23 protein-coding genes and 1 tRNA gene are annotated in these 23,907 nt (G+C 62.5%); 18 read left to right on the forward strand and 6 right to left on the reverse strand.

Annotated features, from left to right (window positions below):
• Window positions 1-254 precede the first annotated feature (254 nt).
• The 3 genes from LQK84_RS06525 to LQK84_RS06535 all read left to right on the forward strand — a co-directional run bounded on the left by LQK84_RS06525 (window position 255) and on the right by LQK84_RS06535 (window position 5,055).
• On the forward strand, window positions 255-1,661 hold the full coding sequence (locus LQK84_RS06525; protein ID WP_230827891.1) for a helix-turn-helix domain-containing protein: 1,407 nt from the start codon (window positions 255-257) through the stop codon (window positions 1,659-1,661).
• Between the two features lie 1,142 nt (window positions 1,662-2,803).
• Window positions 2,804-4,036, forward strand: a complete 1,233-nt coding sequence (locus tag LQK84_RS06530) for an NAD(P)/FAD-dependent oxidoreductase (protein ID WP_230827892.1) — start codon at window positions 2,804-2,806, stop codon at window positions 4,034-4,036.
• Window positions 4,037-4,053: 17 nt separating this feature from the next.
• A complete protein-coding gene (locus tag LQK84_RS06535; protein ID WP_230827893.1) occupies window positions 4,054-5,055 on the forward strand; it encodes a 4-hydroxyproline epimerase in 1,002 nt (333 codons plus the stop codon).
• A gap of 178 nt (window positions 5,056-5,233) precedes the next feature.
• Here the strand turns inward: LQK84_RS06535 and LQK84_RS06540 are convergent, their stop codons facing one another.
• The gene (locus LQK84_RS06540; RefSeq protein WP_230827894.1) at window positions 5,234-5,635 is read right to left on the reverse strand and encodes a ketosteroid isomerase-related protein; all 402 of its coding nucleotides are present in this window, start codon (window positions 5,633-5,635) and stop codon (window positions 5,234-5,236) included.
• 125 nt (window positions 5,636-5,760) lie between these two features.
• Here LQK84_RS06540 and LQK84_RS06545 point away from each other — a divergent pair, with 125 nt between their 5' ends.
• Both LQK84_RS06545 and LQK84_RS06550 read left to right on the forward strand, forming a co-directional pair.
• Complete coding sequence (locus LQK84_RS06545; protein ID WP_230827895.1) at window positions 5,761-6,351, forward strand: GNAT family N-acetyltransferase; 591 nt, start codon at window positions 5,761-5,763, stop codon at window positions 6,349-6,351.
• A gap of 56 nt (window positions 6,352-6,407) precedes the next feature.
• Window positions 6,408-7,313 (forward strand): carbon-nitrogen hydrolase family protein, encoded by a 906-nt coding sequence (locus LQK84_RS06550; RefSeq protein ID WP_230827896.1) that lies wholly within the window; start codon window positions 6,408-6,410, stop codon window positions 7,311-7,313.
• Here the strand turns inward: LQK84_RS06550 and LQK84_RS06555 are convergent.
• Both LQK84_RS06555 and LQK84_RS06560 read right to left on the reverse strand, forming a co-directional pair.
• A complete protein-coding gene (locus tag LQK84_RS06555) occupies window positions 7,274-8,506 on the reverse strand; it encodes an RNA polymerase sigma factor (protein ID WP_230827897.1) in 1,233 nt (410 codons plus the stop codon). The genes LQK84_RS06550 and LQK84_RS06555 overlap by 40 nt on opposite strands.
• 7 nt (window positions 8,507-8,513) lie before the next feature.
• Complete coding sequence (locus LQK84_RS06560) at window positions 8,514-8,879, reverse strand: YciI family protein (protein ID WP_230827898.1); 366 nt, start codon at window positions 8,877-8,879, stop codon at window positions 8,514-8,516.
• Between the two features lie 184 nt (window positions 8,880-9,063).
• On the opposite strand from LQK84_RS06560, the gene LQK84_RS06565 reads away from it, so the two are divergent.
• From LQK84_RS06565 to LQK84_RS06575, 3 genes are all read left to right on the forward strand, one after another.
• Window positions 9,064-9,468: a DoxX family protein gene (locus LQK84_RS06565; RefSeq protein WP_230827899.1), complete on the forward strand. Its 405-nt coding sequence runs from the start codon at window positions 9,064-9,066 to the stop codon at window positions 9,466-9,468.
• Between the two features lie 81 nt (window positions 9,469-9,549).
• A complete protein-coding gene (lepA, locus tag LQK84_RS06570; protein WP_230827900.1) occupies window positions 9,550-11,376 on the forward strand; it encodes a translation elongation factor 4 in 1,827 nt (608 codons plus the stop codon).
• 539 nt (window positions 11,377-11,915) lie between these two features.
• Window positions 11,916-12,620 carry a sugar transferase gene (locus tag LQK84_RS06575; protein ID WP_442966925.1) on the forward strand — a complete coding sequence of 235 codons (705 nt, stop codon included), beginning with the start codon at window positions 11,916-11,918 and terminating at the stop codon, window positions 12,618-12,620.
• Window positions 12,621-12,658: 38 nt separating this feature from the next.
• Here the strand turns inward: LQK84_RS06575 and LQK84_RS06580 are convergent, their stop codons facing one another.
• Window positions 12,659-13,117, reverse strand: coding sequence for a YbaK/EbsC family protein (locus LQK84_RS06580; protein ID WP_230827901.1), 459 nt, complete (start codon window positions 13,115-13,117; stop codon window positions 12,659-12,661).
• 671 nt (window positions 13,118-13,788) lie between these two features.
• Window positions 13,789-13,878: transfer RNA gene (locus tag LQK84_RS06585), tRNA-Ser, on the reverse strand.
• Between the two features lie 349 nt (window positions 13,879-14,227).
• On the opposite strand from LQK84_RS06585, the gene LQK84_RS06590 reads away from it, so the two are divergent.
• From LQK84_RS06590 to LQK84_RS06600, 3 genes are all read left to right on the forward strand, one after another.
• Window positions 14,228-14,545, forward strand: a complete 318-nt coding sequence (locus LQK84_RS06590; protein ID WP_230827902.1) for a hypothetical protein — start codon at window positions 14,228-14,230, stop codon at window positions 14,543-14,545.
• Between the two features lie 85 nt (window positions 14,546-14,630).
• Window positions 14,631-15,281, forward strand: a complete 651-nt coding sequence (gene msrA, locus LQK84_RS06595; RefSeq protein ID WP_230827903.1) for a peptide-methionine (S)-S-oxide reductase MsrA — start codon at window positions 14,631-14,633, stop codon at window positions 15,279-15,281.
• 220 nt (window positions 15,282-15,501) lie between these two features.
• Window positions 15,502-16,494: a BMP family lipoprotein gene (locus LQK84_RS06600; protein ID WP_230827904.1), complete on the forward strand. Its 993-nt coding sequence runs from the start codon at window positions 15,502-15,504 to the stop codon at window positions 16,492-16,494.
• Between the two features lie 146 nt (window positions 16,495-16,640).
• Here the strand turns inward: LQK84_RS06600 and LQK84_RS06605 are convergent, their stop codons facing one another.
• Window positions 16,641-16,853, reverse strand: coding sequence for a SlyX family protein (locus LQK84_RS06605; protein WP_230827905.1), 213 nt, complete (start codon window positions 16,851-16,853; stop codon window positions 16,641-16,643).
• Between the two features lie 115 nt (window positions 16,854-16,968).
• Here LQK84_RS06605 and LQK84_RS06610 point away from each other — a divergent pair, with 115 nt between their 5' ends.
• From LQK84_RS06610 to deoA, 7 genes are read left to right on the forward strand one after another with little or no spacing between them, the layout of a single operon-like run.
• Complete coding sequence (locus LQK84_RS06610) at window positions 16,969-18,504, forward strand: ABC transporter ATP-binding protein (RefSeq protein ID WP_230827906.1); 1,536 nt, start codon at window positions 16,969-16,971, stop codon at window positions 18,502-18,504.
• The gene (locus tag LQK84_RS06615; protein WP_230827907.1) at window positions 18,501-19,628 is read left to right on the forward strand and encodes an ABC transporter permease; all 1,128 of its coding nucleotides are present in this window, start codon (window positions 18,501-18,503) and stop codon (window positions 19,626-19,628) included. Before LQK84_RS06610 ends, LQK84_RS06615 begins: the two co-directional genes overlap by 4 nt.
• 2 nt (window positions 19,629-19,630) lie before the next feature.
• Window positions 19,631-20,599, forward strand: a complete 969-nt coding sequence (locus LQK84_RS06620; RefSeq protein ID WP_230827908.1) for an ABC transporter permease — start codon at window positions 19,631-19,633, stop codon at window positions 20,597-20,599.
• A 1-nt stretch (window position 20,600) separates the two neighbouring features.
• Complete coding sequence (locus LQK84_RS06625) at window positions 20,601-20,993, forward strand: cytidine deaminase (protein WP_109855817.1); 393 nt, start codon at window positions 20,601-20,603, stop codon at window positions 20,991-20,993.
• A complete protein-coding gene (locus LQK84_RS06630) occupies window positions 20,990-21,790 on the forward strand; it encodes a purine-nucleoside phosphorylase (RefSeq protein ID WP_230827909.1) in 801 nt (266 codons plus the stop codon). The genes LQK84_RS06625 and LQK84_RS06630 overlap by 4 nt, the downstream gene beginning before the upstream one ends.
• Window position 21,791: 1 nt before the next feature.
• Complete coding sequence (deoC, locus tag LQK84_RS06635) at window positions 21,792-22,565, forward strand: deoxyribose-phosphate aldolase (RefSeq protein WP_230827910.1); 774 nt, start codon at window positions 21,792-21,794, stop codon at window positions 22,563-22,565.
• A gap of 11 nt (window positions 22,566-22,576) precedes the next feature.
• On the forward strand, window positions 22,577-23,884 hold the full coding sequence (deoA, locus tag LQK84_RS06640; RefSeq protein ID WP_230828295.1) for a thymidine phosphorylase: 1,308 nt from the start codon (window positions 22,577-22,579) through the stop codon (window positions 23,882-23,884).
• Window positions 23,885-23,907 lie beyond the last annotated feature (23 nt).

A 23,907-nucleotide genomic window follows, 5' to 3' on the forward strand; every position in this document is an offset into this window, starting at 1 on the left:
AGCCGGGATCCAGCCAGCCGGCGTCTGCGGGCTGAAAAGATGCATTGAGCAGGAGCCCTTTCGCGCGATGGACATCGCGCGGCTGGATGCCGGATCAAGTCCGGCATGACGGAGTGGACGGGGCGCACCCGCACAACTCCTCCCCTCCCGCATTCCCTTATTGCTAGCGGTAAATTACTCCTATCGGAAGGATTGAAAAGGTGGCGTTGTGAAAGTATCAAATTAAAAATCTGAAAATTGCGAAATTGCGAACCATGCGTGCTCAAAAACTCTTCATCGGCCGGAAACTGCGCGATATCCGCCAGGAAGCGGGGCTGACCCAGGCGGGCTTTGCCGGCAAGCTCGGCATTTCGGTGAGTTACCTGTCGCAGCTGGAAACGAACCAGCGGCATGTGACCGCGCCGGTGCTGCTGGCGCTCGCCTCGCAATTCGCGCTGGATATCGCCAGTCTCTCGCAGGATGACAGCGACCGGCTGATTGCCGATCTCGGCGAGGCCTTTGCCGATCCGTTGTTTTCCGGCGCCCAGCCCTCGGTGCAGGACCTGAAACTCGTCATCCAGAGCGCACCGGATGTGGCGCATGCCTTTCTCTCCATGCATCGCGCGCTGCGTCGCGCGGGCGAGCAATTGGCGGAACTGGACGACACGATTGCGCGCGCCGCTGCCACCGAGCCGACGCCCTACGAAGAGGTGCGCGACTTCTTCCACTATATCGACAACTATATCCACGAACTGGACGTCGCCGCCGAGAAGCTTGCGAGCGGCATGGGCGAAAGCCCGCGCAACCGCGTGCGCCAGATGGCCGATACGATCGAGAAGAAGCATCGCGTCCGCGTCGTCATGAGCGGGGATGGAACGGCGGTGCGCCGCTACGATCCCATCGGTCGCGTGCTGACGCTGAACCCGCGCGCCGACAATGCGACGAACGCGTTCCAGATTGCCCACCAGATCGCGCTGATCGAGCACCAGAAGATCATCGATGCGATCATCGCCAAGGCGGAATTCCGCTCAAGCGACGCCGGCGCGATCTGTCGCATCGGTCTTGCCAATTATTTCGCCGGCGCAGTCATGCTGCCCTATGGGGCGTTTGCGGCGGCGGCGAAGGAATTGCGCTACGATCTCGAACTGCTCTGCGACCGCTTCGGCGCGAGCCTTGAGCAGGTCTGCCATCGGCTCTCCACGCTGCAGCGGCCGGGGGCCAAGGGCGTGCCCTTCTTCTTCGCCCGTGTGGATCAGGCTGGCACGATTACCAAGCGCCACAGCGCCACGCGGCTGCAATTTGCCCGCTTCGGCTCCGCCTGCCCCTTGTGGAATGTCCACCGCGCCTTCGAGACGCCCGACCGCATCATCCGCCAATTGGCCGAAACGCCGGATGGCGCGCGCTATCTCTGCCTCGCCATGACCGTCTCCAAACGCTCCGGCGGCTTCCGCGCGCCGGTGCAGCGCCACGCTTTGGCGCTCGGTTGCCAGATCGAATATGCCGGCGAACTCGTCTATGCCGACGATCTCGACATCGCCCGCGCCGAGGCCTTCGAGCCCATCGGCATTTCCTGCCGCATCTGCGAACGCCGCGACTGCCACCAGCGGGCGGTCCCGCCGCTCAAGCGCAAGCTGATCATCGAGCCGCACGAGCGCGGGTTCATTCCCTATGATTTTTTGTGAGGCGCGTCCTCTCCAAACGGGGATGGGGTAGGCCCAGGGATGGCGGAGCGCGTGGCACAACGGCGCGGCACCTCCTTTGCCTATCGGGGCTGCGCCAAGGGTGCCTCAAGACGTCACGACGGAAAAATTTCATCCCACAATTTCCCCACTCTTTGCTCTCCGCTTATCCTGTGGCTCTCCCGGCACCGGATGGACCAGCGACGACTGGTTCAGGCGGGAGGAGAGCCTGGTGGCGTCCCTCGTAACGTGCGGAGGATGTCATCAGGGGACGCGGGCGGCATTGAGACAAAAACCTCAATGAAACGTTTCCCCCGATGGGCCGCGAATGGCTCGGCGGCTTGGCTGCGCCAAAGAACCCGTCTGCCTCCGCAGACGGCTTAGCGAGGCGGCCCGCGTTTGAGGATCAGGGTCGGATGAGGCCCTGCCTTGCAGATCTCGACGGGTCGCGCTGGCGCTCCGCCGTTTTTATACCAATCAATCAGGGCGGCGCGTCAGCGTGGCTCTCCGGAAGTTTGCGCCCAAAGATAGGGGCAAGAGCGATAGACCGGAGTGGAACTCGGGAGAGGTTTTTTCCGGGGATTTCGGCGTGCCCACCCGTGGGACCTCACCCTGAGGCGCCTGCGCAAAGCGCAGGCCTCGAAGGGTCCTGTGCCACACACTCAAGGGTCTTCCGTGCCACAAGCGGATCCTTCGAGGCCGCCCTGCGGGCGGCACCTCAGGATGAGGGTGGAGCAAGCGGCACGACGCCAATCTCCCCCCTTGCGGGGGAGATGTCAGCGAAGCTGACAGAGGGGGGGGTGTGGCGAGGCAGGACGATCAATGAAAGCGGAATATGAAGAACGGTTAGGCACCCCCCCCCCCCCCCTCTGCCCTGCCGGGCATCTCCCCCGCAAGGGGGGAGATCGGCTAGAGGCACCGTCTCAACCTCACCCTGAGGCGCCTGCGCAAAGCGCAGGCCTCGAAGGGTCCCAGCCACACACTCAAGGGCCCCGTGCCACAAGCGCATCCTTCGGGGCCACCCTCCGGGCAGCACCTCAGGAGGAGGGGGAGGGCGAGGGGCGCATCCCCAGGTTCACCCCCTTGAAAACGTTGTCGACAAAAAATATACAGAAGCTTCATCGGAATTTCACAAGCAGGCAGTCATGAAAATCGCGATCATCGGAGCGGGCGTTATTGGGGTCTCGGTGGGCCTGCAGCTGGCGGTGCGCGGGCATGATGTGACGATCTTCGATCGCGAGGGCGTGGCCTCAGCCACCTCGCAGGGCAATGCCGGCGCTTTCGCCTTTACCGATGTCGCACCGCTCGCCACGCCCGGCGTCATGAGCAAGGCGCCCAGATGGCTGCTCGATCCGCTGGGCCCGCTGTCCATTCCGCCGGCTTATGCGCTGAATATCGCGCCCTGGCTCCTGCGCTTCTGGCGCGCCAGCTGGGCCGACCGCTACGAGGCCGCCCTGGAAGCCCAGGTCTCGCTGATGACGCAATCGCGCAACGCGCTGGAGCGGCTGGCGAAGGATCACGGCATGGAAGCCTTCCTCCGCCGCGAGGGGCAGCTGCAGCTCTATGAGGGTGCCGCCCAGTTCGAGGCCTCGCAGGCGGAATGGCGCGAACGCGAGCGCCACGGCGTGCGCTTCCGCCTGCTTCGGAGCCCCGGCGAGATTGCCGAAATCCAGCCCGGCATTGCGCCGCGCTTCACCCATGCCGGCTTCACGCCCGACTGGTCCAACGTCACTGATCCCAAATGCTGGGTCGAGGAACTGGCCACCCGTTTCCGGGCCGCAGGCGGGCGCATCGAGATCGCCACAGTTCAGGCAGTTCGCCCGGCAGAAGGCGGCGTCTGGATCGAAGGTGGCCGCATCGACGGCATCTATGAACGCGCGGTCATTGCCGGTGGCGCCTGGTCGAAGGCGCTCACCCGCGAACTCGGCGATGCCGTTCCGCTCGAAACCGAGCGCGGCTACAATACGACCCTGCCGGCCGGCGCCTTCGATCTGAAGACCCATGTCACCTTCTCCAACCACGCCTTCGTGGTGAGCCGCATCGGCGAGCGCGTGCGCGTCGGCGGTGCCGTGGAACTGGGCGGGCTGAAGCTTGCGCCCAACATGAAGCGTGCCGAATTCCTGTTGTCGAAGGCGAAAGCCTTCCTGCCCGGACTGAAGACCGAAGGCGGGGTGCAGTGGATGGGCTTCCGGCCCTCCATGCCCGACAGCCTGCCGGTCATCTCGCCCTCATCGGCCACGCCTGCTATCGTCTATGCCTTCGGTCACGGCCATCTGGGCCTCACCCAGTCGGCCGGCACGGCGGAACTGGTCGCCGACCTTGTCGATGGCAGGACGCCGGCCATCGACGTCAAACCCTTCCGCGCCCAGCGCTTCTGAAACGCATCGAGGACACCATGGCCAATCACACGTTCCAATGCATCGACGGCCACACCTGCGGCAATCCGGTCCGTCTGGTGGCCGGCGGCGGCCCGCGCCTCGAAGGCGCCAACATGATCGAGAAGCGCGCGCATTTCCTCGCCGAATACGACTGGATCCGCACCGGCCTCATGTTCGAGCCGCGCGGCCATGACATGATGTCCGGCTCGATCCTCTATCCGCCGACGCGGCCCGATTGCGATGTCGCCGTGCTCTTCATCGAAACCTCCGGCTGCCTGCCCATGTGCGGCCATGGCACGATCGGCACGGTGACGATGGCGATCGAAAACGGCCTCGTGACGCCGAAGGAACCGGGCGTGCTGCGCCTTGATACGCCCGCCGGCCTCGTGGTTGCGACCTACAGGCAGGAAGGCCGTTTCGTCGAGGAAGTGCGCCTCACCAACGTCGCCTCCTTCCTCTATGAAGAAGGGCTCACCGCCGAGGTCGAGGGCTTGGGCGAGGTGAAGGTGGACGTCGCCTATGGCGGCAATTTCTACGCCATCGTCGACCCGCAGGACTGCTTCCGCGACATCGCCGATTACACCGCCGGCGAGCTGGTCGGCTTCTCGCCGAAGCTGCGCAAGGCGCTGAACGAGAAGTATAAATTCGTCCACCCGGAAAACCCGGAAATCAACGGCCTGCGCCACATCCTGTGGGCCGGTGCGCCGAAGCATCCGGAAGCGACCGCCCGCAACGCCGTGTTCTACGGTGAAAAGGCCATCGACCGTTCACCCTGCGGCACCGGCACGTCTGCCCGCATGGCGCAATGGGCCGCCAAGGGCAAGCTGAAGGTCGGCGACGATTTCATCCATGAAAGCATCATCGGCTCGCTCTTCAAGGGCCGGGTCGAGGCGGCCGTCAAGGTCGGCAACCGCGACGGCATCATCCCCTCCGTCGGCGGCTGGGCCCGCCAGACCGGCTTCAACACCATCTTCATCGACGACCGCGACCCTTATGCGCATGGGTTCACGGTGATCTGAGGGGACGGCGTTCCCATACGCTCCGTCATGCCGGACTTGATCCGGCATCCAGCGCGCGATGTCCATCGCGCAAGGGACTCATGGACGATAGAGACGCGAAACAAGAGTCTTCTCAGCCCGCAGACGCGGGCTGGCTGGATACCGGCTCAAGGCCGGTATGACGGAGGAGAGTGAAGCCTCACCCACCCACCTGCGCAATCCAGTCATTGAGATTGTAGTAGTTCGTCACGCGGGCCACCTTGCCGTCGCGGATGTCGAAAAAGGCGCCGGCCGGCAGCCTGTAGGTCTGGCCGTTTGCCTCGGGCAGGCCCTCGTCGGTAGCAAGATACTCACCATTGACCACGAATTCTGCTGAGGCCCGCTTGCCATCGGCGCTTGTCATGATCACCATGTCCGTCAGGTGTTCCTTGTAGCAGCGGTTCATGTGCGCCATGAAGGCGGAAAAGGCTTGTCTGCCGACCTGCCGTTCGCCCTGGTTGATGTCATGGGCGACGTCGTCGGAAAGCAGCGACAGGAAGCGATCCATGTCGCCGGCGTTGAAGGCGTCGTAATAGGCGGCGATCAGCTCTGCTGCTGGCATGAAGGGAACTCCGGTTGCTCTGTGAGCTTGGGATATAGAGCAATTCCGGTGAAGCTGGGAACCGCTTTCCCCACCGGACTTGTGGGAAACATAAGGGAATGAACCGTTCGGGAAGAGGAAACGCCATGACGCTGACGATCAAGACTTTCTCCGGTCCTGCGGCAGTGCCGTATTTCGACGATGTGGCGCGGCTGCGCATCGAGGTCTTCCGCGCCTTCCCCTATCTCTACGAGGGCTCGAAGGAATACGAGCGCAAATATCTCTCCACCTATGCCCGCTCGCCGGGCTCGGTCTTCGTGCTCGCCTTCGATGGAAACGAGATCGTGGGTGCCGCGACCGGCACGCCGATGAAGGGGGAAACCCGCGAGGTCAAGGCGCCCTTCGTCGTCGGGGGCTTCAATACAGACGCGATCTTCTATTTCGGCGAATCCATTCTCCGCTCGAGCTATCGGGGCAGGGGCATCGGTGTGCGCTTCATCGAGGAGCGCGAAAATCATGCGAGGAACCTCGGCGGCATGACGCATTGCACCTTCTGCGCCGTCGAACGCCCGGACGACCATCCGCGCCGGCCCGACAACTACGTGCCGCTCGACGAATTCTGGCGCAACCGCGGCTATCTTCCCCGCCCTGATCTGCGCACCACGTTCAACTGGCAGGATCTCGACGAGACGGAAGAAAGCCCCAAGCCCATGTCCTTCTGGATCAAGGAACTCTGAGTTCCTTCGGCTCAGCACAGCAAAGACGGCCTGAAATACAAGGAAGACTGCCCGCGATGGTGAAACTCGCCGCCTGCCAATATTCGATCGACCTCATCGAAACCTGGGACGAATACGCCCACCACCTGACGACACTGGTCGGCGAAGCGGCGCGGCAGGGTGCGGAACTGGCGCTGCTGCCCGAATATGCCGCCATGGTTCTGGCCGGCCAGCTGGATGCCGAAACCCGCTCTGACCTCCATGGCTCGATTGCCGGCATCCAGCCGCTGATCCCGCGCTGGGTCGAGCTCTGCGCCGAGATTGCCGCCAACCACAACATCCTCTTCTCGCCCGGCTCCGCCCCGGTTCTGGATGCGGACGGACAATACCGCAACCGCGCCTTGCTCTTCGGCCCGCAAGGCCTGATTGGCGTGCAGGACAAGCAGATCATGACCCGCTTCGAGCGCGAAAAGTGGTTCATCGCGGCCGGCGCTCATGGGCTGAAGACCTTCGAAACGCCGATCGGCAGGCTCGGCATCCTCATCTGCTACGACAACGAATTCCCGATTCTCGCCCGCAAGCTCGCGGAAGCGGGCGCCGACCTGATCCTCGCGCCCTCCTGCACCGACACGCTCGCCGGCAGCTATCGCGTCCGCATTGGCGCACAGGCCAGAGCACTCGAAAACCAGATCGCCGTGCTCGCCTCGCCAACCGCCGGCAACGCGCCTTGGTCCCCCGCCATGGACGAAAACAAGGGCCGCGCCGCCCTCTATGTCCCCCCGGATTACGGCATGCCGCCCTCCGGCGTCTTCGCCGAAAGCCCGGAGGAAGAGGTTGCAAGCTCAAGCTGGCTGGTGACGGAAATCGACCTCGCCGAAGTCATCCGGCTCCGCAAGGAGGGCCAGGTCGCCACCCGGCGCGACTGGCCGGAACAGTTCCTGGATCACGCGCCGGAGAGTGCTTCCCGCCGCGCAGCGATATAAAGCGCTTCCGCCTCGCCGGGGCCGAGCGCCAGCGCGCGGTCGAAGGCGGCGCGGGCACCCTCAACGTCGCCGGTGCGGGCGAGTAGATCGCCGACCAGCGCCTGATAGGGCAGGAAGGTCGCAAAGCGGGCGGGTTCAAGCCCGGCAATGGCGGCAAGCGCCGCCTCCGGTCCCTCGACCTCCGCCAGCGCCACGGCACGGTTGATCGTGACGATCGGATTGTCCTGCAGCCCGGCCAGCAGATCATAGGCCGAAAGCACTGCCTTCCACGGCGGCGGCTCCTCAAGGCTCCTGCGGCCACACCACAGCGCATGGATCATCATGTTGAGAATGCGCGGCGCCGGCGAGCCGATGGAAAGCGCCCGTCCGCAATAGCGCCGCGCCTCGGCAATCAGCTCTGCCGACCACCGCGCCGGGTCTTGCTCCGACAGCGGGATCATGGCGCCATCGGCAGCGCGCCGCGCCGGCCTTCGCGCCTCGGCGAAACGGACGATGGCGGCCAGCGCCTGCACCTCCGCTTCGTCCGGCATCATGGTGGCGAGAAGGGCGGTCAGTGCCAGCATCTCGGCGGCAAAGCCGGCATGGCGGCCTGATCCCGCCGCATCCTCATGCGCCTTCGAATAGGCGACCTCCAGCGTCGAAAGCACCGCCCCCAGCCGCTCCGGCCAATGCTCCGGGCCTGGCACCTCGAAACTGACGCCTGCCTCGCGGATCTTGCGCTTGGCGCGCACCAGCCGCTGCTGCAGTGCGATGTCGTTGGTCAGAAACGCCCGCGCAATTTCGGCAATTTCCAGTCCGCAGACGAGCCGGAGCGTCAGCGCTGCGCGACTGTCCGGCGCCACCGCCGGGTGGCAGCAGACGAAGATCAGCCGCAGCCGTTCTTCCGGAATGATGGCGCTGTCGGCACTCATCAGCTCCTCCGCTGTTGGCTCCGGCTCGGGTGGATCGGGAACGAGGGTCTGGCGAACCTGCCGCCGCCGGACCAGATCGAGAGCGGCCCGCTCGGCGGTGCGGTAGAGCCATGCGGACGGCGCATCCGGCGGGCCGGAGACCGGCCAGGCCTTGGCCGCCCGAGAGCAGGCCTCGGCAAAGGCCTCCTCGGCAATGTCGAGATCGCGGAACCGGGCGGCAAGCGCGGCGACAATCCGTCCGCCTGCCTCCCGGAATGCGTCTTCAAGCGCCTTCTGGCTCATCTTGGACCTAGCGGGTCATGCCCGGCGGCATCGGGATCAGCGGCCGGATCTCGATCGCCCCATCACGCCCCAGCGGCACCTTCCGGGCGAGCGCAATCGCCGCGTCGAGATCGGGAACATCGATGAGATAGTAGCCGCCGAGCTGTTCCTTGGTCTCGGCGAAGGGGCCGTCATGGATCGTCTGCTGACCGCTCTCCGTCCGCACGGTGGTGGCAAAGGCGGTGCCCTTCAGGCCCGCACCGCCGAGGCGTGCAGCACCCATTTCGCCGATGAAGGCGAAGTGCTTGGGTCCGACTTCGGCCATGATTGGCCCGCTCTTCTCCGGCCCGCCGAAAATCTCCTCATTCTCGTAAATCAGAAGCATGTACTGCATGAAATCCGCCCCTCCTTGAGGCTGGCTCCCGGCCCCGCCCATCGACGCCGTCGACAAAGAGACGCGCCACCCAATCCGGAATCGACATCAGCTTAGAAAAAAATGCAATCGCGCCTATGGCACTTGCCGAAGTGAGGTCACTCCGATTAGGGTTGATATCAACCAGTCGGGCGAGGGGGAGCTTATGGACAGCAGGCCGTGGATGATCTGGACGGGGCGGGCTTTGAGCGCACTCTTCGTGCTCTTCATGATGGGGGCATCTGTTGCGCCCAAGCTTCTCGGCATGCCCGTGGCGCAAGAAACGCTCGCAGCCCTCGGCTGGCCGCACGGCTACGCGCTGATGATCGGGCTGATCGAGCTTGCCGGCACTGTCCTCTATGTCATCCCGGCGACCAGTCTGCTCGGCGCCATCGTGATGACGGGTCTGTTCGGCGGCGCGATTGCCACGCAGGTGAGGGCCGAAAGCCCGCTCTTCTCGCACATCCTCTTCAGCCTCTACCTCGCTGCCTTCATGTGGGGCGGGCTCTGGCTGCGTGATGCCCGCATCCGCTCCATTCTGCCCTTCCGGCGGACGACGGGCGAAAATTGAGGGTGCCTCGCGGTCATTAACCACGCAAAGCCTTATGATTCCGCTTTTCCGGGGATGGAGCCACTGCTATATGCCCCGGTCATGAGCACAGATTCGACCCGCATCCCTCTCGACCATATCCGCAACTTTTCCATCGTCGCGCATATCGACCATGGTAAATCGACGCTGGCCGACCGCCTGATCCAGACCTGCGGCGGTCTGGAACTGCGCGAGATGTCGGAACAGGTTCTCGATAACATGGATATCGAGAAGGAGCGCGGCATCACCATCAAGGCCCAGACCGTGCGTCTGAAATACAAGGCCAACAATGGTGAAGACTATATCCTCAACCTCATCGACACGCCCGGCCACGTCGACTTCACCTATGAAGTCTCGCGCTCGCTGTCGGCCTGCGAAGGCTCGCTTCTGGTGGTCGATGCATCGCAGGGCGTCGAAGCCCAGACGCTGGCCAACGTCTACCAGGCGATCGACAACAATCACGAGATCGTCACCGTCCTCAACAAGGTCGACCTGCCGGCGGCAGAGCCGGACCGCGTGAAGGAGCAGATCGAGGAAGTGATCGGCATCGACGCCTCCGAGGCCGTGCTGATTTCGGCCAAGACGGGCCTCGGCATTCCCGATGTTCTCGAAGCCATCGTCCACAAGCTGCCCGCGCCGAAGAGCGAGAAGGGCGCGGATGCACCGCTCAAGGCCCTGCTGGTTGATAGCTGGTACGACACCTATCTCGGCGTCATCGTTCTGGTCCGCATTCTCGACGGCGTGCTGCGCAAGGGCATGACCATCCGCATGATGGGCACGGATGCGAAATACGGCATTGAGCGCGTCGGCGTCATCACGCCCAAGATGGTCAATGTCGAAGAACTCGGCCCCGGCGAGATCGGCTTCATCACCGCCTCGATCAAGGAAGTGGCCGACACCCGCGTCGGCGATACGATCACCGAGGACAAGCGCCCGACCGACAAGGCCCTGCCGGGCTTCAAGCCGGCCCAACCGGTGGTCTTCTGCGGCCTCTTCCCCGTCGATGCGGCCGACTTCGAGGACCTGCGCGCTGCCATGGGCAAGCTGCGCCTCAACGATGCGTCCTTCTCCTTCGAAATGGAATCGTCGGCGGCACTCGGCTTCGGCTTCCGCTGCGGCTTCCTCGGCCTGCTGCATCTGGAAATCATCCAGGAACGGCTGGAACGCGAATTCAATCTCGACCTCGTCGCCACGGCACCTTCGGTGGTCTACAAGATCCGGCTGACCGACGGCACGGAGCGCGAGCTGCACAATCCGGCCGACATGCCGGATGTCGTCAAGATCGACGAGATCCACGAGCCCTGGATCAAGGCAACGATCATGACGCCGGACGAATATCTCGGCTCGATCCTCAAGCTCTGCCAGGACCGTCGCGGCATCCAGACCGACCTGTCCTATATCGGCAGCCGCGCCATGGTATCCTATGAACTGCCGCTCAACGAAGTCGTCTTCGACTTCTATGACCGCCTGAAGTCGATCTCCAAGGGCTATGCGTCCTTCGACTACAATCTGGCCGACTATCGCGAAGGCGATCTCGTCAAGCTCAACATTCTCGTCAATGGCGATCCGGTTGATGCGCTGTCCATCCTCGTTCACCGCTCGGCGGCTGACCGTCGTGGCCGCGCCATGTGCGAGAAGCTGAAGGAACTGATCCCGCCGCACATGTTCCAGATCCCGATCCAGGCCGCCATTGGCGGCAAGGTCATCGCGCGTGAAACGGTCCGCGCGCTCCGCAAGGACGTGACGGCCAAGTGCTACGGCGGCGACGCCACCCGCAAGCGCAAGCTTCTGGAAAAGCAGAAGGAAGGCAAGAAGCGCATGCGGCAGTTCGGCAAGGTCGAAATTCCGCAGGAAGCGTTCATTGCGGCGCTCAAGATGAACGAAGACTGATAGGTATCTCGCTGAGCGACGCTCAGCGAGCATGCTAGGGCGGTAGGGTTTTAGCCCTTCCTGCCCTCTTCGGAAGTCCTCCTGGCTGCCTGCGTGATCTGGTTCAATTCGGCAAGAACTTGCTTTATATATAACTATATTGCAGTTTTGTTTTTATTTTTTGTCATCCGAGGTGTATTATTGTGTTCATAAGGTGCGGTATTTAAATATATATAATTATAGGTAATTCAAATAATAAAATATTGTGAATTGTTGCTATATTATAGAAGATTTGGCTTTTTATTTTCCAAATTTATATTGCTCAATTTGAATTGAGCATTGTGTGGAATTGATTTTTGGAAATTTATTTTATTTTTAAAATGTTCTTTTTTAGTTATTGTGAAAATTAGGTTCAGAAATAAGGTAAATGAAGCGTAAAAATATTTGCGCTTCGAGATGGCTTTCCGCTATGGACATCCAACTCGGCGTGAAATTTGGCCGAGTGAATTGTGATTAATGTCGTTTTCAATCCTGGGGTTTTGCGTATGGCGGTCACCGACATGGGTTTTGCTCGTCACGAACCGGTAGGGCAGGCAATTAGCCCGCTGCCCGCAAATGGAGTTCGATCGGATCGTCGCCCGGCCAAGCACATCGACGAAAAGTCGCTGCAGCTGGCAATCAAGCGCGCGATGGATATTGTAGTCTCGTTGTCGGCGCTCATTGTGCTACTGCCTGCACTTCTATTGATAGCACTAATGATCAGGGTGACGAGCCCCGGACCGGCCTTGTTCTCGCAGCTGCGCTGGGGCAAGGGCTGCAAGATCCGGGTCTACAAATTCCGTACTATGTATTCGGATCGGGGAGACCAGTCGGGCGTCGCGCAGACCCGCGTCGGCGACAGCCGCATCACGCCGCTTGGCGCGATCCTTCGCAAGACCAATCTCGACGAACTGCCGCAGCTGCTGAACGTGCTGAAGGGCGACATGTCGCTCGTCGGCCCGCGCCCGCATGCCATCGGCATGCATGCCGCCGGCATGCTCTATGAGGATCTGGTTCCTGAATATCACAAGCGCCATCGCATGCGTCCCGGCATCACCGGTCTGGCGCAGATGCGCGGCCTTCGCGGTCCGACGGTCATGGCCAGCAAGTCGCGCGCCCGCGCCGCTTCCGACCTCTACTATGTCGACAACTATTCCCTGATGCTGGATATCAGCATCATCATGGGCACGCTTCGCAACGAAGCATTTGGCGGTTCCGGCTTCTGAGCCGGGTCTGCCCTGTCGTCTTCTTCAGATAATTCGGATCACTGGCACACATCGACCCACTGTGCCGATGTCAGCTCCGCCATGCGCTGCGGCGCGATCCTGACGGCTGCGTTGATCGCGCCGGCAGCGGGGACGACCTCGTCATAGGCCTGCAGCGACACGTCGCAATAGACCGGCAGAGGACGCGGCAGCCCGAAGGGGCAGACGCCGCCGACGGGATGCGAGGTTTCTGCCTCAACCTCTTCCAGCGGCAGCATTCGCGGCTTGCCGCCAAAGATCGCCTTGAACTTCTTGTTGTCGATCCGGGCATCGCCGCGGGCCACGACCAGGATCACGCTGTCATCGGTCCGGAAAGCCAGCGTCTTGGCGATCTGCCCCGGTTCGACGCCGTGGCCCTCCGCCGCAAGCGCGACGGTGGCCGTGCTGGTTTCAAGCTCGATGACGGAAATGTCGGGTGCGTGGCTTGCGAAGAAGTCTTTGACGGACTGGATGCTCATGGGGAATGCGATCTTGACCTTGCCTGTGTTGCAGGCTCGCAGTCTTTGCTGCCGACAGGCGTGAAGTCAATGGCCGGTCTCGGCCAAGGCGATGCGCCAATCGCTGAACCGGCGCATCGCATTTGCGTCGGTTCATGATCCGTGTCTGCCGGTTAGCGCGGCAGGTGCAGGACTGCAGGACCGCGGTGCACCGCCGGCCGCGCGATCGAAAGAGATCGTGCCACTCTCCGGGATGTCCCTCCTCGATGGGGGTGATCAGAACACTGGGTCTACCGGTGCCTCTCTGCCGCTATCGATGGAAACAAGAAGGGAGAACGCTGCCAGGGTGAAGGTGGCGATAAGCGTTGCGCTCATTCCAAGAACAATCATTGCTCATTCCTTTGATGACATCATCGTCATTTTGCACCCCGACAATATTTCAGGTCGCTTGTCTGTAGCTTGCGCAATTACGGGCCCGTAATACACGGGGAGTGCCTGTTTTAACTTGTTAACAAAGAGTTAATGCAGGTCGAAGCGCGCCGCGCGCCCAGTTCTTCCTGCGTACCGAAGAACAGCCGCAGTGGGGCGATGTAGTGTTGTTTGAAGTAGCAGCGAGGCGCGTACGAACGCTGTCCTAAGGGATCGATCGGGGCCGGAAGATGACGGGAGAGGTGAAGTCTCAGGGGGGGAGATGGCGGACAGAGAGGGATTCGAACCCTCGGTACGCTTTCACGTACACACGCGTTCCAGGCGTGCGCCTTAAACCACTCGGCCACCTGTCCTTGCCTTGAACCGCCGTGGTTAAGTCGGCGGGTGCGGGGAGATTGCCTTGGCGGTAATTCCCTTGCTCTTTGCGCCGTCGACATCAATGACGTCGGCAGGCCGGGCGGATATATACCGATAGAATTGAAAGGATCAACTGCTTTCTTCCGAAAAAGTGGAAGCTTGTGAAGGCTTGATGACGAAGACGTGATGAGGCGGCCATTGTCGTTGGCAGGCCGGCTTTCTATTTAGGGCTCATGTCGATAAGGTGGACCGACTTGAACGCGTGACTCGCGGTTGTTTCAACCGCTCCGGACGCGACAGGTCGGGATGAGACGTCAACAGACATTGTAGATGAGATAGAAGGTCATGCGCTTTTTGCTGCGCCTGTTCAGTGTGTTCTTTCTGGCTGCTGCCGTTGTTGCCGGCACGGCGGACACGATCCAGTCGTTTGCGGCGGACACGCCGGTCATGACGCCGGGCCTGACGGTGGTGGAATTCGTCGCCCCCAAGGCCCTTGAAAAGGCGGAGGCCTATGTTGTTGGCCTGCCGGACGGCACGCAGTTGCAGGACATGCTTCTGCGCCTGTTCAGCCAGCCGGCCTTTGCGCTGTTCCTGGGGCTCGCGCTGATTTTCTGGATCCTCGGCTACAAGCGGAAGAAGCCGGCCGGTCGCTTCACGGCCTGAGACGTTTGAAAGGCCACCTTGTCGCGTCTCGCATGCCGCCTTCGCCTGAAGGCGTGTCCCGATTTCTCGTGTAAAGGAGATGACCATGTTCCTGACCGATCTGATGAACAAGAAGACTGTCATGCCCGATCCTACGCGCGCGCTGCCCGGCCGCCCGGAGCCGATCCCGACATCGAAAACCCATTTCGTCAACGGCCGCCCTCTCGCCGGTCCCTATCCGGACGGCATGAAGCGCATCCTGTTCGGCATGGGCTGCTTCTGGGGCGCCGAGCGTCATTACTGGAAGATCCCCGGCGTATGGGTGACGGCATCCGGCTATGCCGGCGGCTTCACGCCCAATCCGACCTACCAGGAAACGGTGACGGGCCTGACCGGACATGCCGAAGTCGTGCTGGTGATCTACGATCCGAAGGTCGTGAGCCTGAATGCATTGCTCAAGTCCTTCTTCGAGGTGCATGATCCCACCCAGGGCATGCGCCAGGGCAACGATGTCGGCACGACCTATCGTTCGACGATCTACACCTATGACGACGCCGACCTGAAGGCGGCCTTTGCCGCACGCGATGCCTTCCAGCAGGCGCTGAAGGGCAGTGGCGTGCGCGCGGAGATCACCACCGAGATCGCGCCGGCCGGCCCGCTCTATTTCGCCGAGGACTATCACCAGCAGTATCTGGCGAAGAATCCGGGCGGCTACTGCGGCCTGCGCGGCACGGGCGTAACCTGCGCTATTGATTGATGCTTTGCTAAACTGAACAGGGGTATGGGAGCGGCTTTCATGGGGCCGCACCCGTACCCAATTTTTTTGACCGGTTGAGAAATTTTTGGTGAATTTTCTTTTCCGGCATGCAAGGATGCCGCGAGCTTGGTCCTTCTAGAGGGGAGGCCGGCGTTCCGCGGCCTTGAAGTGGAGGGGCGGCGGAAAGACCCGAAAACATCAGAAAACAGGGCTTTCAAAAATGAAGAAATTCGTTCTCAGTCTCCTGGCCACGGCGGCCATGGCCGCACCCGTGCTGGCCGCAGACGCCAAGCCGGCCATCATCTACGACCTCGGCGGCAAGTTCGACAAGTCGTTCAACGAAGCTGCCTTCCATGGCGCTGAGAAGTTCACCAAGGAAACCGGCACCAAGTTCCGCGAGTTCGAAATTTCCAACGATGCCCAGCGCGAACAGGCGCTTCGCAAGTTCGCCAAGGATGGCGACAACCCGATCGTAACGGCCGGCTTCAGCTGGACCGAAGCCATCACCAAGGTCGCTGCCGAATTCCCGAAGACGCAGTTCGTCGTCATCGACACGGTCGTCAAGGCGCCGAACGTCAAGTCGATCGTCTTCAAGGAACAGGAAGGCTCCTACCTCGCCGGCGTCATGGCTGCCATGGCTGCCAAGTCCGGCACTGTCGGCTTCGTCGGCGGCATGGACATCCCGCTCATCCACCGTTTCGCCTGCGGCTATGCCGGCGGCGTGAAGTCGGTCAAGGCTGACGCCAAGGTTCTCCAGGCCTACACGGGCTCCGACCCGTCTGCATGGAACGACCCGGTCAAGGGCGGCGAAATCACCAAGTCGCAGATATCGCAGGGCGCTGACGTGGTTTACCACGCTGCCGGCGGCACGGGCGTTGGCGTTCTCCAGGCTGCCGCAGACGCCGGCAAGCTCGGCATCGGCGTTGACTCGAACCAGAACGGCCTGCAGCCGGGCAAGGTTCTCACCTCGATGATGAAGCGCGTTGACGTTGCCGTCTATGATGCCTTCAAGGCTGGCAAGGACGGCACCTTCAAGGCTGGCATCGACGTGCTCGGCCTGAAGGAAAAGGGTGTTGATGTTGCCATGGACGACAACAACAAGAAGCTCGTGACCCCGGAAATGGAAGCCGCCGTCAAGAAGGCGCGCGCCGACATCGAATCCGGCAAGGTGCAGGTCCACGACTACATGTCGGACGAAAAGTGCCCCTATTGATCGGTTGACGATATCAGGACCGCTCCCGGCTCATCCGGGAGCGGTCTTTTTTTGCCGGATAAGAAAAGCAAGACGGCTGGGGAATGCGGATTTTGCGCTCATTGGCGGGCGCAGGCCATTGGCGGTGAGGCGAAGCCTCGATCCGGTCAGAAATGCGGTGGGCGGCTCACCGGATGGGCCTCGATGGATGCCTCTTCCAGCGCCATGAAGCGCTCGGCCAGGCGGTCGAGTTTCACCTGCATCGCATTGATGATTTTCCACTGGCGGGCCACTTCGCCTGACAGCTCCTCGATCATTCTTGCCTGATGTGCCGCATGTTCCTCAAGTCGGGCAATGCGGTCGTCTTCTGTCTGGCTCATCTTTGTCGTCCTCCAGAGTGCCCGGGTTTCGGGCCGGGCTTTACAAGCGGCAATTTGCCAGTCAACGTTGACAGCAATGCCGTTGGGGCCGGTCATCATCTGAAAACGGTTTGACATGAGCGATTTCGCGATAGAACTCAAGGGCATCGACAAGCGTTTCGGCGCGGTCCATGCCAACAAGAACATCAATCTCAAGGTCGCCAAGGGGACGATCCACGGCATTATCGGCGAAAATGGCGCCGGCAAGTCGACGTTGATGTCCATCCTCTACGGCTTCTACCAGGCCGATAGCGGCGAGATTTTCATTTCCGGCCAGAAGGCCAATATCAAGGATTCCAAGGCTGCGATCTCCGCCGGCATCGGCATGGTCCACCAGCATTTCATGCTCGTCGAGAATTTCTCCGTGCTCGAAAACATCATGCTGGGCGCCGAGGAAAGCGCGATCCTGACCAAGGGCATCACCAAGGCGCGGGCCGAACTCAAGCGGCTCGAAGAGCAGTACGAGATGGAAGTCGATCCCGATGCGATCATCGAGGAGCTTCCCGTCGGCGTGCAGCAGCGTGTCGAAATCCTGAAAGCCATCTATCGCAAGGCCGATATCCTCATCCTCGACGAGCCGACGGGCGTGCTCACGCCTCCCGAGGCCGATCACCTGTTCCGCATCCTGGCGCAGCTGAAGGAGCAGGGAAAGACGGTGATCCTCATCACCCACAAGCTCCGCGAGATCATGGCGATCACCGACGAGGTTTCCGTCATGCGCCGCGGCGAAATGGTCGCCACCCGCAAGACGTCCGAGACGAGTGTTGAAGAGCTGGCCGAGCTGATGGTCGGCCGCCGCGTTCTCCTGCATGTCGAAAAGGGCGAGGCAAAGCCGGGCGAGGTCAAGCTTTCCGTCCGCAACCTCACCGTCCGCGACAGCCGCGGCGTGACCATGGTCGACAATGTGTCCTTCGATGTGCGGGCTGGCGAGATCGTCGGGATTGCCGGCGTCGCGGGCAACGGCCAGTCCGAACTTCTCGAAGCCATTGCCGGCATGCGCCCGGCAACCAGCGGCACGGTGACGCTCAACGGCCAGCCGGTGGACATCACCGGACCCGGCGACCCGGCCGACATGCGCCGCCGCGGCCTCGCCCATGTGCCGGAAGACCGCCATCACACCGGCCTCGTGCTGAAATTCGAGGAAGCCGAGAACGCCATGCTCGGCTACCACGGCGACAGGAAATTTGGCCAATCCTTCCTTCTCGATGTCGAGTCCGTCCGCAAGGATGCGATGGACAAGATCGAGCAATACGACATCCGCCCGCCGAACCCGCGTCTCAAGACGGCGAACTTCTCCGGCGGCAACCAGCAGAAGATCGTTCTCGCGCGCGAAATGGAACGCAATCCCGATGTGCTGATCATCGGCCAACCGACGCGCGGCGTCGACGTGGGCGCGATCGAATTCATCCACAAGCGCATCATCGAGATGCGTGATCAGGGCAAGGCCATCCTGCTCGTTTCGGTGGAGCTCGATGAAATCCGCTCGCTGGCCGACCGTATCATCGTCATGTTTGCCGGCCGCATTGCCGGCGAGCGCAATCCGGATGCCTCCGAAGGCGAGATCGGCCTGTTGATGGCCGGCGTGGAACAGAAGCTGGAGGCCGCCGAATGAGCACCCCTTTCGCGAAACTGCCGGTCTGGGTGGAATATGCCCTCATTCCGCTGGTCAACCTTGCCGTCGCCTTCCTCGTCGCCGGTATCGTCGTGGTCTTCGTCGGTGAAAACCCGCTGGAAGCCGCCCGCATCATGATCACCGGCGCCTTCGGCTCGGGCGAGGGCATCGGCTTCACGCTCTATTACGCCACCTATTTCATCTTCACCGGCCTTGCCGTGGCCGTCGCCTTTCATGCCGGCCTGTTCAATATCGGCGCGGAAGGTCAGGCCTATGTCGGCGGCATCGGCGTTGCGGCAGCCTGTCTGACCTTCGACCACACCATGCCCTGGTATCTCGTCTTCGTGCTGGCAAGCCTCGGTGCCATGGCCTTTGGCGCGCTCTGGGCGCTGATCCCGGCCTGGCTGCAGGCCTATCGCGGCAGCCATATCGTGATCACCACGATCATGTTCAACTATATCGCATCGAACCTGATGCTCTACATGCTGCTCAACGTCTTCAAGCCGCTCGGCCAGATGGCGGCGCAGTCGCGCACCTTCGAGCCCGGCGGGCAATTGCCGAAGCTCGATTGGCTGCTTTCGATCTTCGGGCTCGACATCGGTGGCGCGCCGTTCAACTTCTCTTTCCTCGTCGCGCTGGTGGCCGCCTTCGTCGTCTGGGTGCTGATCTGGCGCACCCGCCTTGGCTATGAAATGCGCACCATGGGCTTCCAGCCGCATGCCGCGCGCTTCGCCGGCATGAAGAGCAAGCGCATCGTCGTCATCGCCATGCTGATTTCCGGCGCGCTGGCCGGTCTGATGGCGCTGAACCCGATCATGGGCGACCAGTATCGCATCCAGCAGGATTTCGTCACCGGCGCCGGCTTCGTCGGCATCGCGGTCGCGCTCATGGGCCGCTCGCATCCGGTCGGCATCGTGCTAGCCGCCATCCTCTTCGGCATGCTCTATCAGGGCGGTGCCGAGCTTTCCTTCGACATGCCGGAAATCACCCGCGACATGATCGTCGTCATCCAGGGTCTCGTCATCCTGTTTGCCGGCGCGCTTGAACATATGTTCCGTCCCGCCATCACCGCGTTCTTCGCGAGGGCAAGCAAATCCCGCAGCGAAGCGGCAGCAGGGGCCTGACCATGGATCACAACACGATTATCGTTCTCCTTCAGTCCACCATCCGCGTCTCGGTGCCGCTGATCCTGACGGCACTCGCCGGCCTTTATGCCGAGCGTTCCGGCGTGGTCGATATCGGCCTTGAGGGCAAGATGCTCGCCGCCGCCTTTGCAGGTGCTGCAACCGCCGCCGTCACCGGCTCGGCGCTGACCGGCATCGGGGCTGCCATGCTGGTCTCCGTCGCGCTCTCGCTCGTTCACGGCTATGCCTCGATCAGCCAGCGCGGCGACCAGATCGTTTCGGGCACGGCGATCAACTTCATCGCGGCTGGTGCCACCGTCATTCTCGGTCAGGCCTGGTTCGCGCAAGGCGGACGAACGCCGGCGCTTTCCGCCGATGCGCGGCTTGCGACCTACAAGCTGCCGGGGGCAGATGCCGTGCGCGATGTGCCGGTTCTCGGGCCGATCTACTCGGATCTCCTGTCCGGCCATTATCTCCTGACCTATTTCGCCTTCGCCATGGTGCCGATCACCTGGTGGGTGCTCTACCGCACGCGCTTTGGCCTCAGGCTCCGCGCCGTCGGTGAAAATCCGGGTGCGGTCGACACGGCCGGCATCTCGGTCGTGCGCATGCGCTATCTCGCCGTCATCTGCGGCGGCATGCTCTGCGGTCTCGCCGGGGCCTATCTCTCCATGGCGCTGGCCAATGGTTTCGTGAAGAACATGTCGGCCGGCCGCGGCTTCATCGCGCTCGCCGCCCTCGTCTTCGCCAACTGGAAGCCGAAGAACATTCTTCTCACCTGCCTCCTGTTCGGCTTCCTCGACGCATTGTCGATTTACAGCCAGAACGTGGAACTTCCGATCATGAGCAGCATTCCCGATCAGGCCATCCAGGCGCTGCCCTACATCCTGACCGTGGTTCTGCTGGCCGGCTTCATCGGCAAGGCCTCGCCGCCCAAGGCCTCGGGCGTGCCTTATGTGAAGGAGCGTTGATATGTCGGCAGACCTTTATGAAGCCGCGAAAAAGGCCATGGCGCTCTGCCATGCGCCCTACTCGAAATTCCCCGTCGGTGCGGCCATCCGCGCCGAGGACGGCAAGATCTATGCCGGCGCCAATATCGAGAACCTCGCCTTCCCGGAAGGCTGGTGCGCGGAGACAACCGCGATCAGCCACATGGTCATGGGCGGGGCGAAACAGATCGTCGAGATCGCCGTGATTGCCGAAAAGCTGGCGCTCTGCCCGCCCTGCGGCGGCTGCCGCCAGCGCATCAAGGAGTTCGCGAGCGTCAACACGCGCATCTATCTCTGCGACGAGACGGGCGTGAAGAAGACGATGACGATGAACGAGCTGCTGCCGCACAGCTTCGAAACCGAGGTGATCGGATGAGGGCGACGATCGACCTTCTGGTCTCGAAGCTCGATGGCCTCTTGCCGCGCCACGGCATCGTGCTCGGCTCCGGTCTCGGCTCTCTGGTCGAGGCCGTCGATGTCGTCACCCGCATTCCCTATTCCGAACTCGATGCCTTCCCTGTCAGCGCCGTTTCCGGCCATGCCGGTGAACTGGTGGCGGGCAGGCTGAACGGCGTGCCTGTCATTATGCTTTCAGGCCGCGTGCACTACTATGAAAAGGGCGATGCCGCAGCGATGCGCCGGCCGCTGGAAGTGCTGAAGGGCATCGGCGTTACGCATCTGATCCTGACCAATTCGGCAGGCTCGCTCCGCGAAGACATGCCGCCGGGTTCGGTGATGCGCATTTCCGATCACATCAACTTCACGGGCCGCAACCCGCTGATCGGCGAGGAGACGGACGACCGCTTCGTCGGACTGACCAATGCCTATGACGCCGACATGGCCGTCGACATGGAACGTGCGGCGATGAAGACCGGCGTGCCGCTCAAGAACGGCGTCTACATGTGGTTCTCCGGCCCGAGCTTCGAGACGCCGGCGGAAATCCGCATGGCCCGCATCATGGGGGCGGATGCGGTCGGCATGTCGACCGTGCCGGAAGTGATCCTTGCCCGCTTCCTCGGGCTCAAGGTGGCGGCCGCCTCCGTCATCACCAATTACGCCGCCGGCATGACCGGCAATGAACTGTCGCATCATGAAACCAAGGACATGGCTCCTGTCGGCGGAAGCCGGCTGGCGACGATCCTGAAAGACATGATCGCGGGTGGAGAAAACTGACATGACATCGACCGACCTCAAGGCCGTCGCCAGGCAGGCGCTCGCCTGCCTCGACCTCACCAACCTCAACGACGACTGCACGCCGGAAGCGATCGAAAAGCTCTGTGCCGATGCACAGACGAAGTTCGGCAACACCGCCGCCATCTGCATCTGGCCGCGCTTCATTGCGCAGGCACGCGGAATCCTCGGTGCAGGCAGCCCGATCAAGATCGCAACCGTCGTGAACTTCCCCTCCGGCGAATTGTCGCTTGAGACCGTGATCGGCGAAACCGAGCAGGCGATTGCCGATGGCGCGGACGAGATCGATCTCGTCATCCCCTACAAGGAATTCATGATCGGCCAGAAGGCCTCCGCCCGGCTGATGATCGCGGCGATCCGCGAGCGCTGCAAGGCGCCGGTCAAGCTCAAGACGATCCTCGAAACCGGCATTATGGAGGATGGCGCCCTGATCCGCGAGGCATCCGCCATCGCGCTCAAGGAAGGCGCCGATTTCATCAAGACCTCGACCGGCAAGGTCCGCGTCAACGCAACGCCGGAAGCCGCGCGCATCATGCTGGAGGAGATCAAGGCCTCCGGAAAGCCCGCCGGCTTCAAGCCCGCCGGTGGCGTTCGCACGGTGGCCGATGCCGCGATCTATCTCGGCATGGCCGATGAGATCATGGGTGCCGGCTGGGCGAGCGCCCAAACATTCCGCTTCGGCGCATCCGGCCTGCTCGGCGATATCCTCGCCGTGCTGGGCGATACGCCGGCCGCGCCGAACACGGCGGCCTATTGAGGCGCGATCCGGTGCTGCCGCAGGAGACCATCCGCCGCAAGCGCAATGGAGAGACGCTGTCGGGCGAGGAGATCGCCCGCTTCGTTGAGGGCTTCACGGCGGGCGCAATTTCCGAAGGCCAGGTCGCGGCCTTCGCCATGGCCGTCTGGTTCAAGGGCATGGCGCGCGACGAGACGGTGGCGCTAACGCTGGCCATGCGCGACAGCGGCGACGTGCTCGACTGGTCCGACATCGGCAGCCCGATTGCCGACAAGCATTCGACCGGCGGCGTCGGCGACAATGTCTCGCTGATGCTCGCCCCGATCGTGGCCTCACTCGGCCTTGCCGTGCCCATGATCTCGGGTCGTGGGCTTGGCCATACCGGCGGCACGCTCGACAAGCTGGAATCCATTGCCGGCTACAACATCATGCCCGACGAGGCGCTGTTCCGCAAAACCGTGCGCGAGACCGGCTGCGCCATCATCGGCCAGACAGGCGATCTGGCACCTGCCGACAAGCGGCTTTACGCTATCCGCGACGTGACGGCGACGGTGGACAGCGTGCCGCTCATCACCGCCTCGATCCTCTCCAAGAAACTCGCCGCCGGGCTCGAAACGCTGGTGCTGGACGTCAAGGTCGGCAGCGGCGCCTTCATGACAGATCTGGAAGAGGCGCGGACACTGGCCCGCTCGCTGGTCGAGGTGGCGAACGGCGCGGGCGTGAAGACCTCGGCGCTGATCACCGACATGAACGAACCGCTGGCCGACTGCGCCGGCAATGCGCTGGAAGTCATCCACGCGCTCGATTTCCTCAAAGGCCTTAAACAAGGCAGCCGGAGCGAGGCGGTGACGCTGGCGTTGGCGGCTGAAATGCTGCTCTCCGCCTGCGTTGTCGCAACGGCCGAAGAGGGCAGGGGACAAGCGGAGGCGGCAATTGCCTCGGGTCGCGCACTGGAGACATTCGGCCGGATGATTTCAAGCCTCGGCGGGCCGGCGGATTTCGTTGATCGGCCATGGGCTCATATGCCGAAGGCGGCCGTCGAGGTCGTGGTGGAAGCGCCGCAGGCGGGCGTGTTGACTTCCTGCAAGGCTCGCGAGGTCGGCATGGCCGTGATCGGTCTCGGCGGCGGGCGCATCCTGCCCAGCGACGCGGTCGATCATTCCGTGGGCTTCACGGGATTGCTCCCGCTCGGAACGCGGGTCGAGAAGGGCGATGTCATCGCCCGCATCCATGCCCGCGACGAAGGCTCCGCTGCAAAGGCGCGCGCGGAGCTGCTGGCAAGCTACACGATCGACGAGGGCGGGCAGGGGCCGCGCATCTCCATTGTCGAGAAGATCTGAACCTGTTGGTGTCGTGCCGGCTT

Origin of the sequence: Rhizobium sp. C4, from assembly GCF_021026315.1 — a bacterium.
Classification (GTDB): Bacteria; Pseudomonadota; Alphaproteobacteria; order Rhizobiales; family Rhizobiaceae; genus Ensifer_A.

Excerpts from the sequence above, each read along its gene's own strand:
- LQK84_RS06540 (WP_230827894.1), bottom strand. The coding sequence starts at position 5,635 with ATGCCAGCAGCAGAGCTGATCGCCGCCTATTACGACGCCTTCAACGCC.
- LQK84_RS06575 (WP_442966925.1), top strand. The coding sequence starts at position 11,916 with ATGGGTTTTGCTCGTCACGAACCGGTAGGGCAGGCAATTAGCCCGCTG.
- LQK84_RS06600 (WP_230827904.1), top strand. The coding sequence starts at position 15,502 with ATGAAGAAATTCGTTCTCAGTCTCCTGGCCACGGCGGCCATGGCCGCA.
- LQK84_RS06610 (WP_230827906.1), top strand. The coding sequence starts at position 16,969 with ATGAGCGATTTCGCGATAGAACTCAAGGGCATCGACAAGCGTTTCGGC.
- LQK84_RS06625 (WP_109855817.1), top strand. The coding sequence starts at position 20,601 with ATGTCGGCAGACCTTTATGAAGCCGCGAAAAAGGCCATGGCGCTCTGC.
- msrA (WP_230827903.1), top strand. The coding sequence starts at position 14,631 with ATGTTCCTGACCGATCTGATGAACAAGAAGACTGTCATGCCCGATCCT.
- LQK84_RS06580 (WP_230827901.1), bottom strand. The coding sequence starts at position 13,117 with ATGAGCATCCAGTCCGTCAAAGACTTCTTCGCAAGCCACGCACCCGAC.
- LQK84_RS06620 (WP_230827908.1), top strand. The coding sequence starts at position 19,631 with ATGGATCACAACACGATTATCGTTCTCCTTCAGTCCACCATCCGCGTC.
- LQK84_RS06605 (WP_230827905.1), bottom strand. The coding sequence starts at position 16,853 with ATGAGCCAGACAGAAGACGACCGCATTGCCCGACTTGAGGAACATGCG.
- LQK84_RS06550 (WP_230827896.1), top strand. The coding sequence starts at position 6,408 with ATGGTGAAACTCGCCGCCTGCCAATATTCGATCGACCTCATCGAAACC.
- deoC (WP_230827910.1), top strand. The coding sequence starts at position 21,792 with ATGACATCGACCGACCTCAAGGCCGTCGCCAGGCAGGCGCTCGCCTGC.
- LQK84_RS06565 (WP_230827899.1), top strand. The coding sequence starts at position 9,064 with ATGGACAGCAGGCCGTGGATGATCTGGACGGGGCGGGCTTTGAGCGCA.
- LQK84_RS06630 (WP_230827909.1), top strand. The coding sequence starts at position 20,990 with ATGAGGGCGACGATCGACCTTCTGGTCTCGAAGCTCGATGGCCTCTTG.
- LQK84_RS06535 (WP_230827893.1), top strand. The coding sequence starts at position 4,054 with ATGGCCAATCACACGTTCCAATGCATCGACGGCCACACCTGCGGCAAT.
- LQK84_RS06545 (WP_230827895.1), top strand. The coding sequence starts at position 5,761 with ATGACGCTGACGATCAAGACTTTCTCCGGTCCTGCGGCAGTGCCGTAT.
- LQK84_RS06525 (WP_230827891.1), top strand. The coding sequence starts at position 255 with ATGCGTGCTCAAAAACTCTTCATCGGCCGGAAACTGCGCGATATCCGC.
- LQK84_RS06590 (WP_230827902.1), top strand. The coding sequence starts at position 14,228 with ATGCGCTTTTTGCTGCGCCTGTTCAGTGTGTTCTTTCTGGCTGCTGCC.
- LQK84_RS06560 (WP_230827898.1), bottom strand. The coding sequence starts at position 8,879 with ATGCAGTACATGCTTCTGATTTACGAGAATGAGGAGATTTTCGGCGGG.
- LQK84_RS06530 (WP_230827892.1), top strand. The coding sequence starts at position 2,804 with ATGAAAATCGCGATCATCGGAGCGGGCGTTATTGGGGTCTCGGTGGGC.
- lepA (WP_230827900.1), top strand. The coding sequence starts at position 9,550 with ATGAGCACAGATTCGACCCGCATCCCTCTCGACCATATCCGCAACTTT.
- LQK84_RS06555 (WP_230827897.1), bottom strand. The coding sequence starts at position 8,506 with ATGAGCCAGAAGGCGCTTGAAGACGCATTCCGGGAGGCAGGCGGACGG.
- LQK84_RS06615 (WP_230827907.1), top strand. The coding sequence starts at position 18,501 with ATGAGCACCCCTTTCGCGAAACTGCCGGTCTGGGTGGAATATGCCCTC.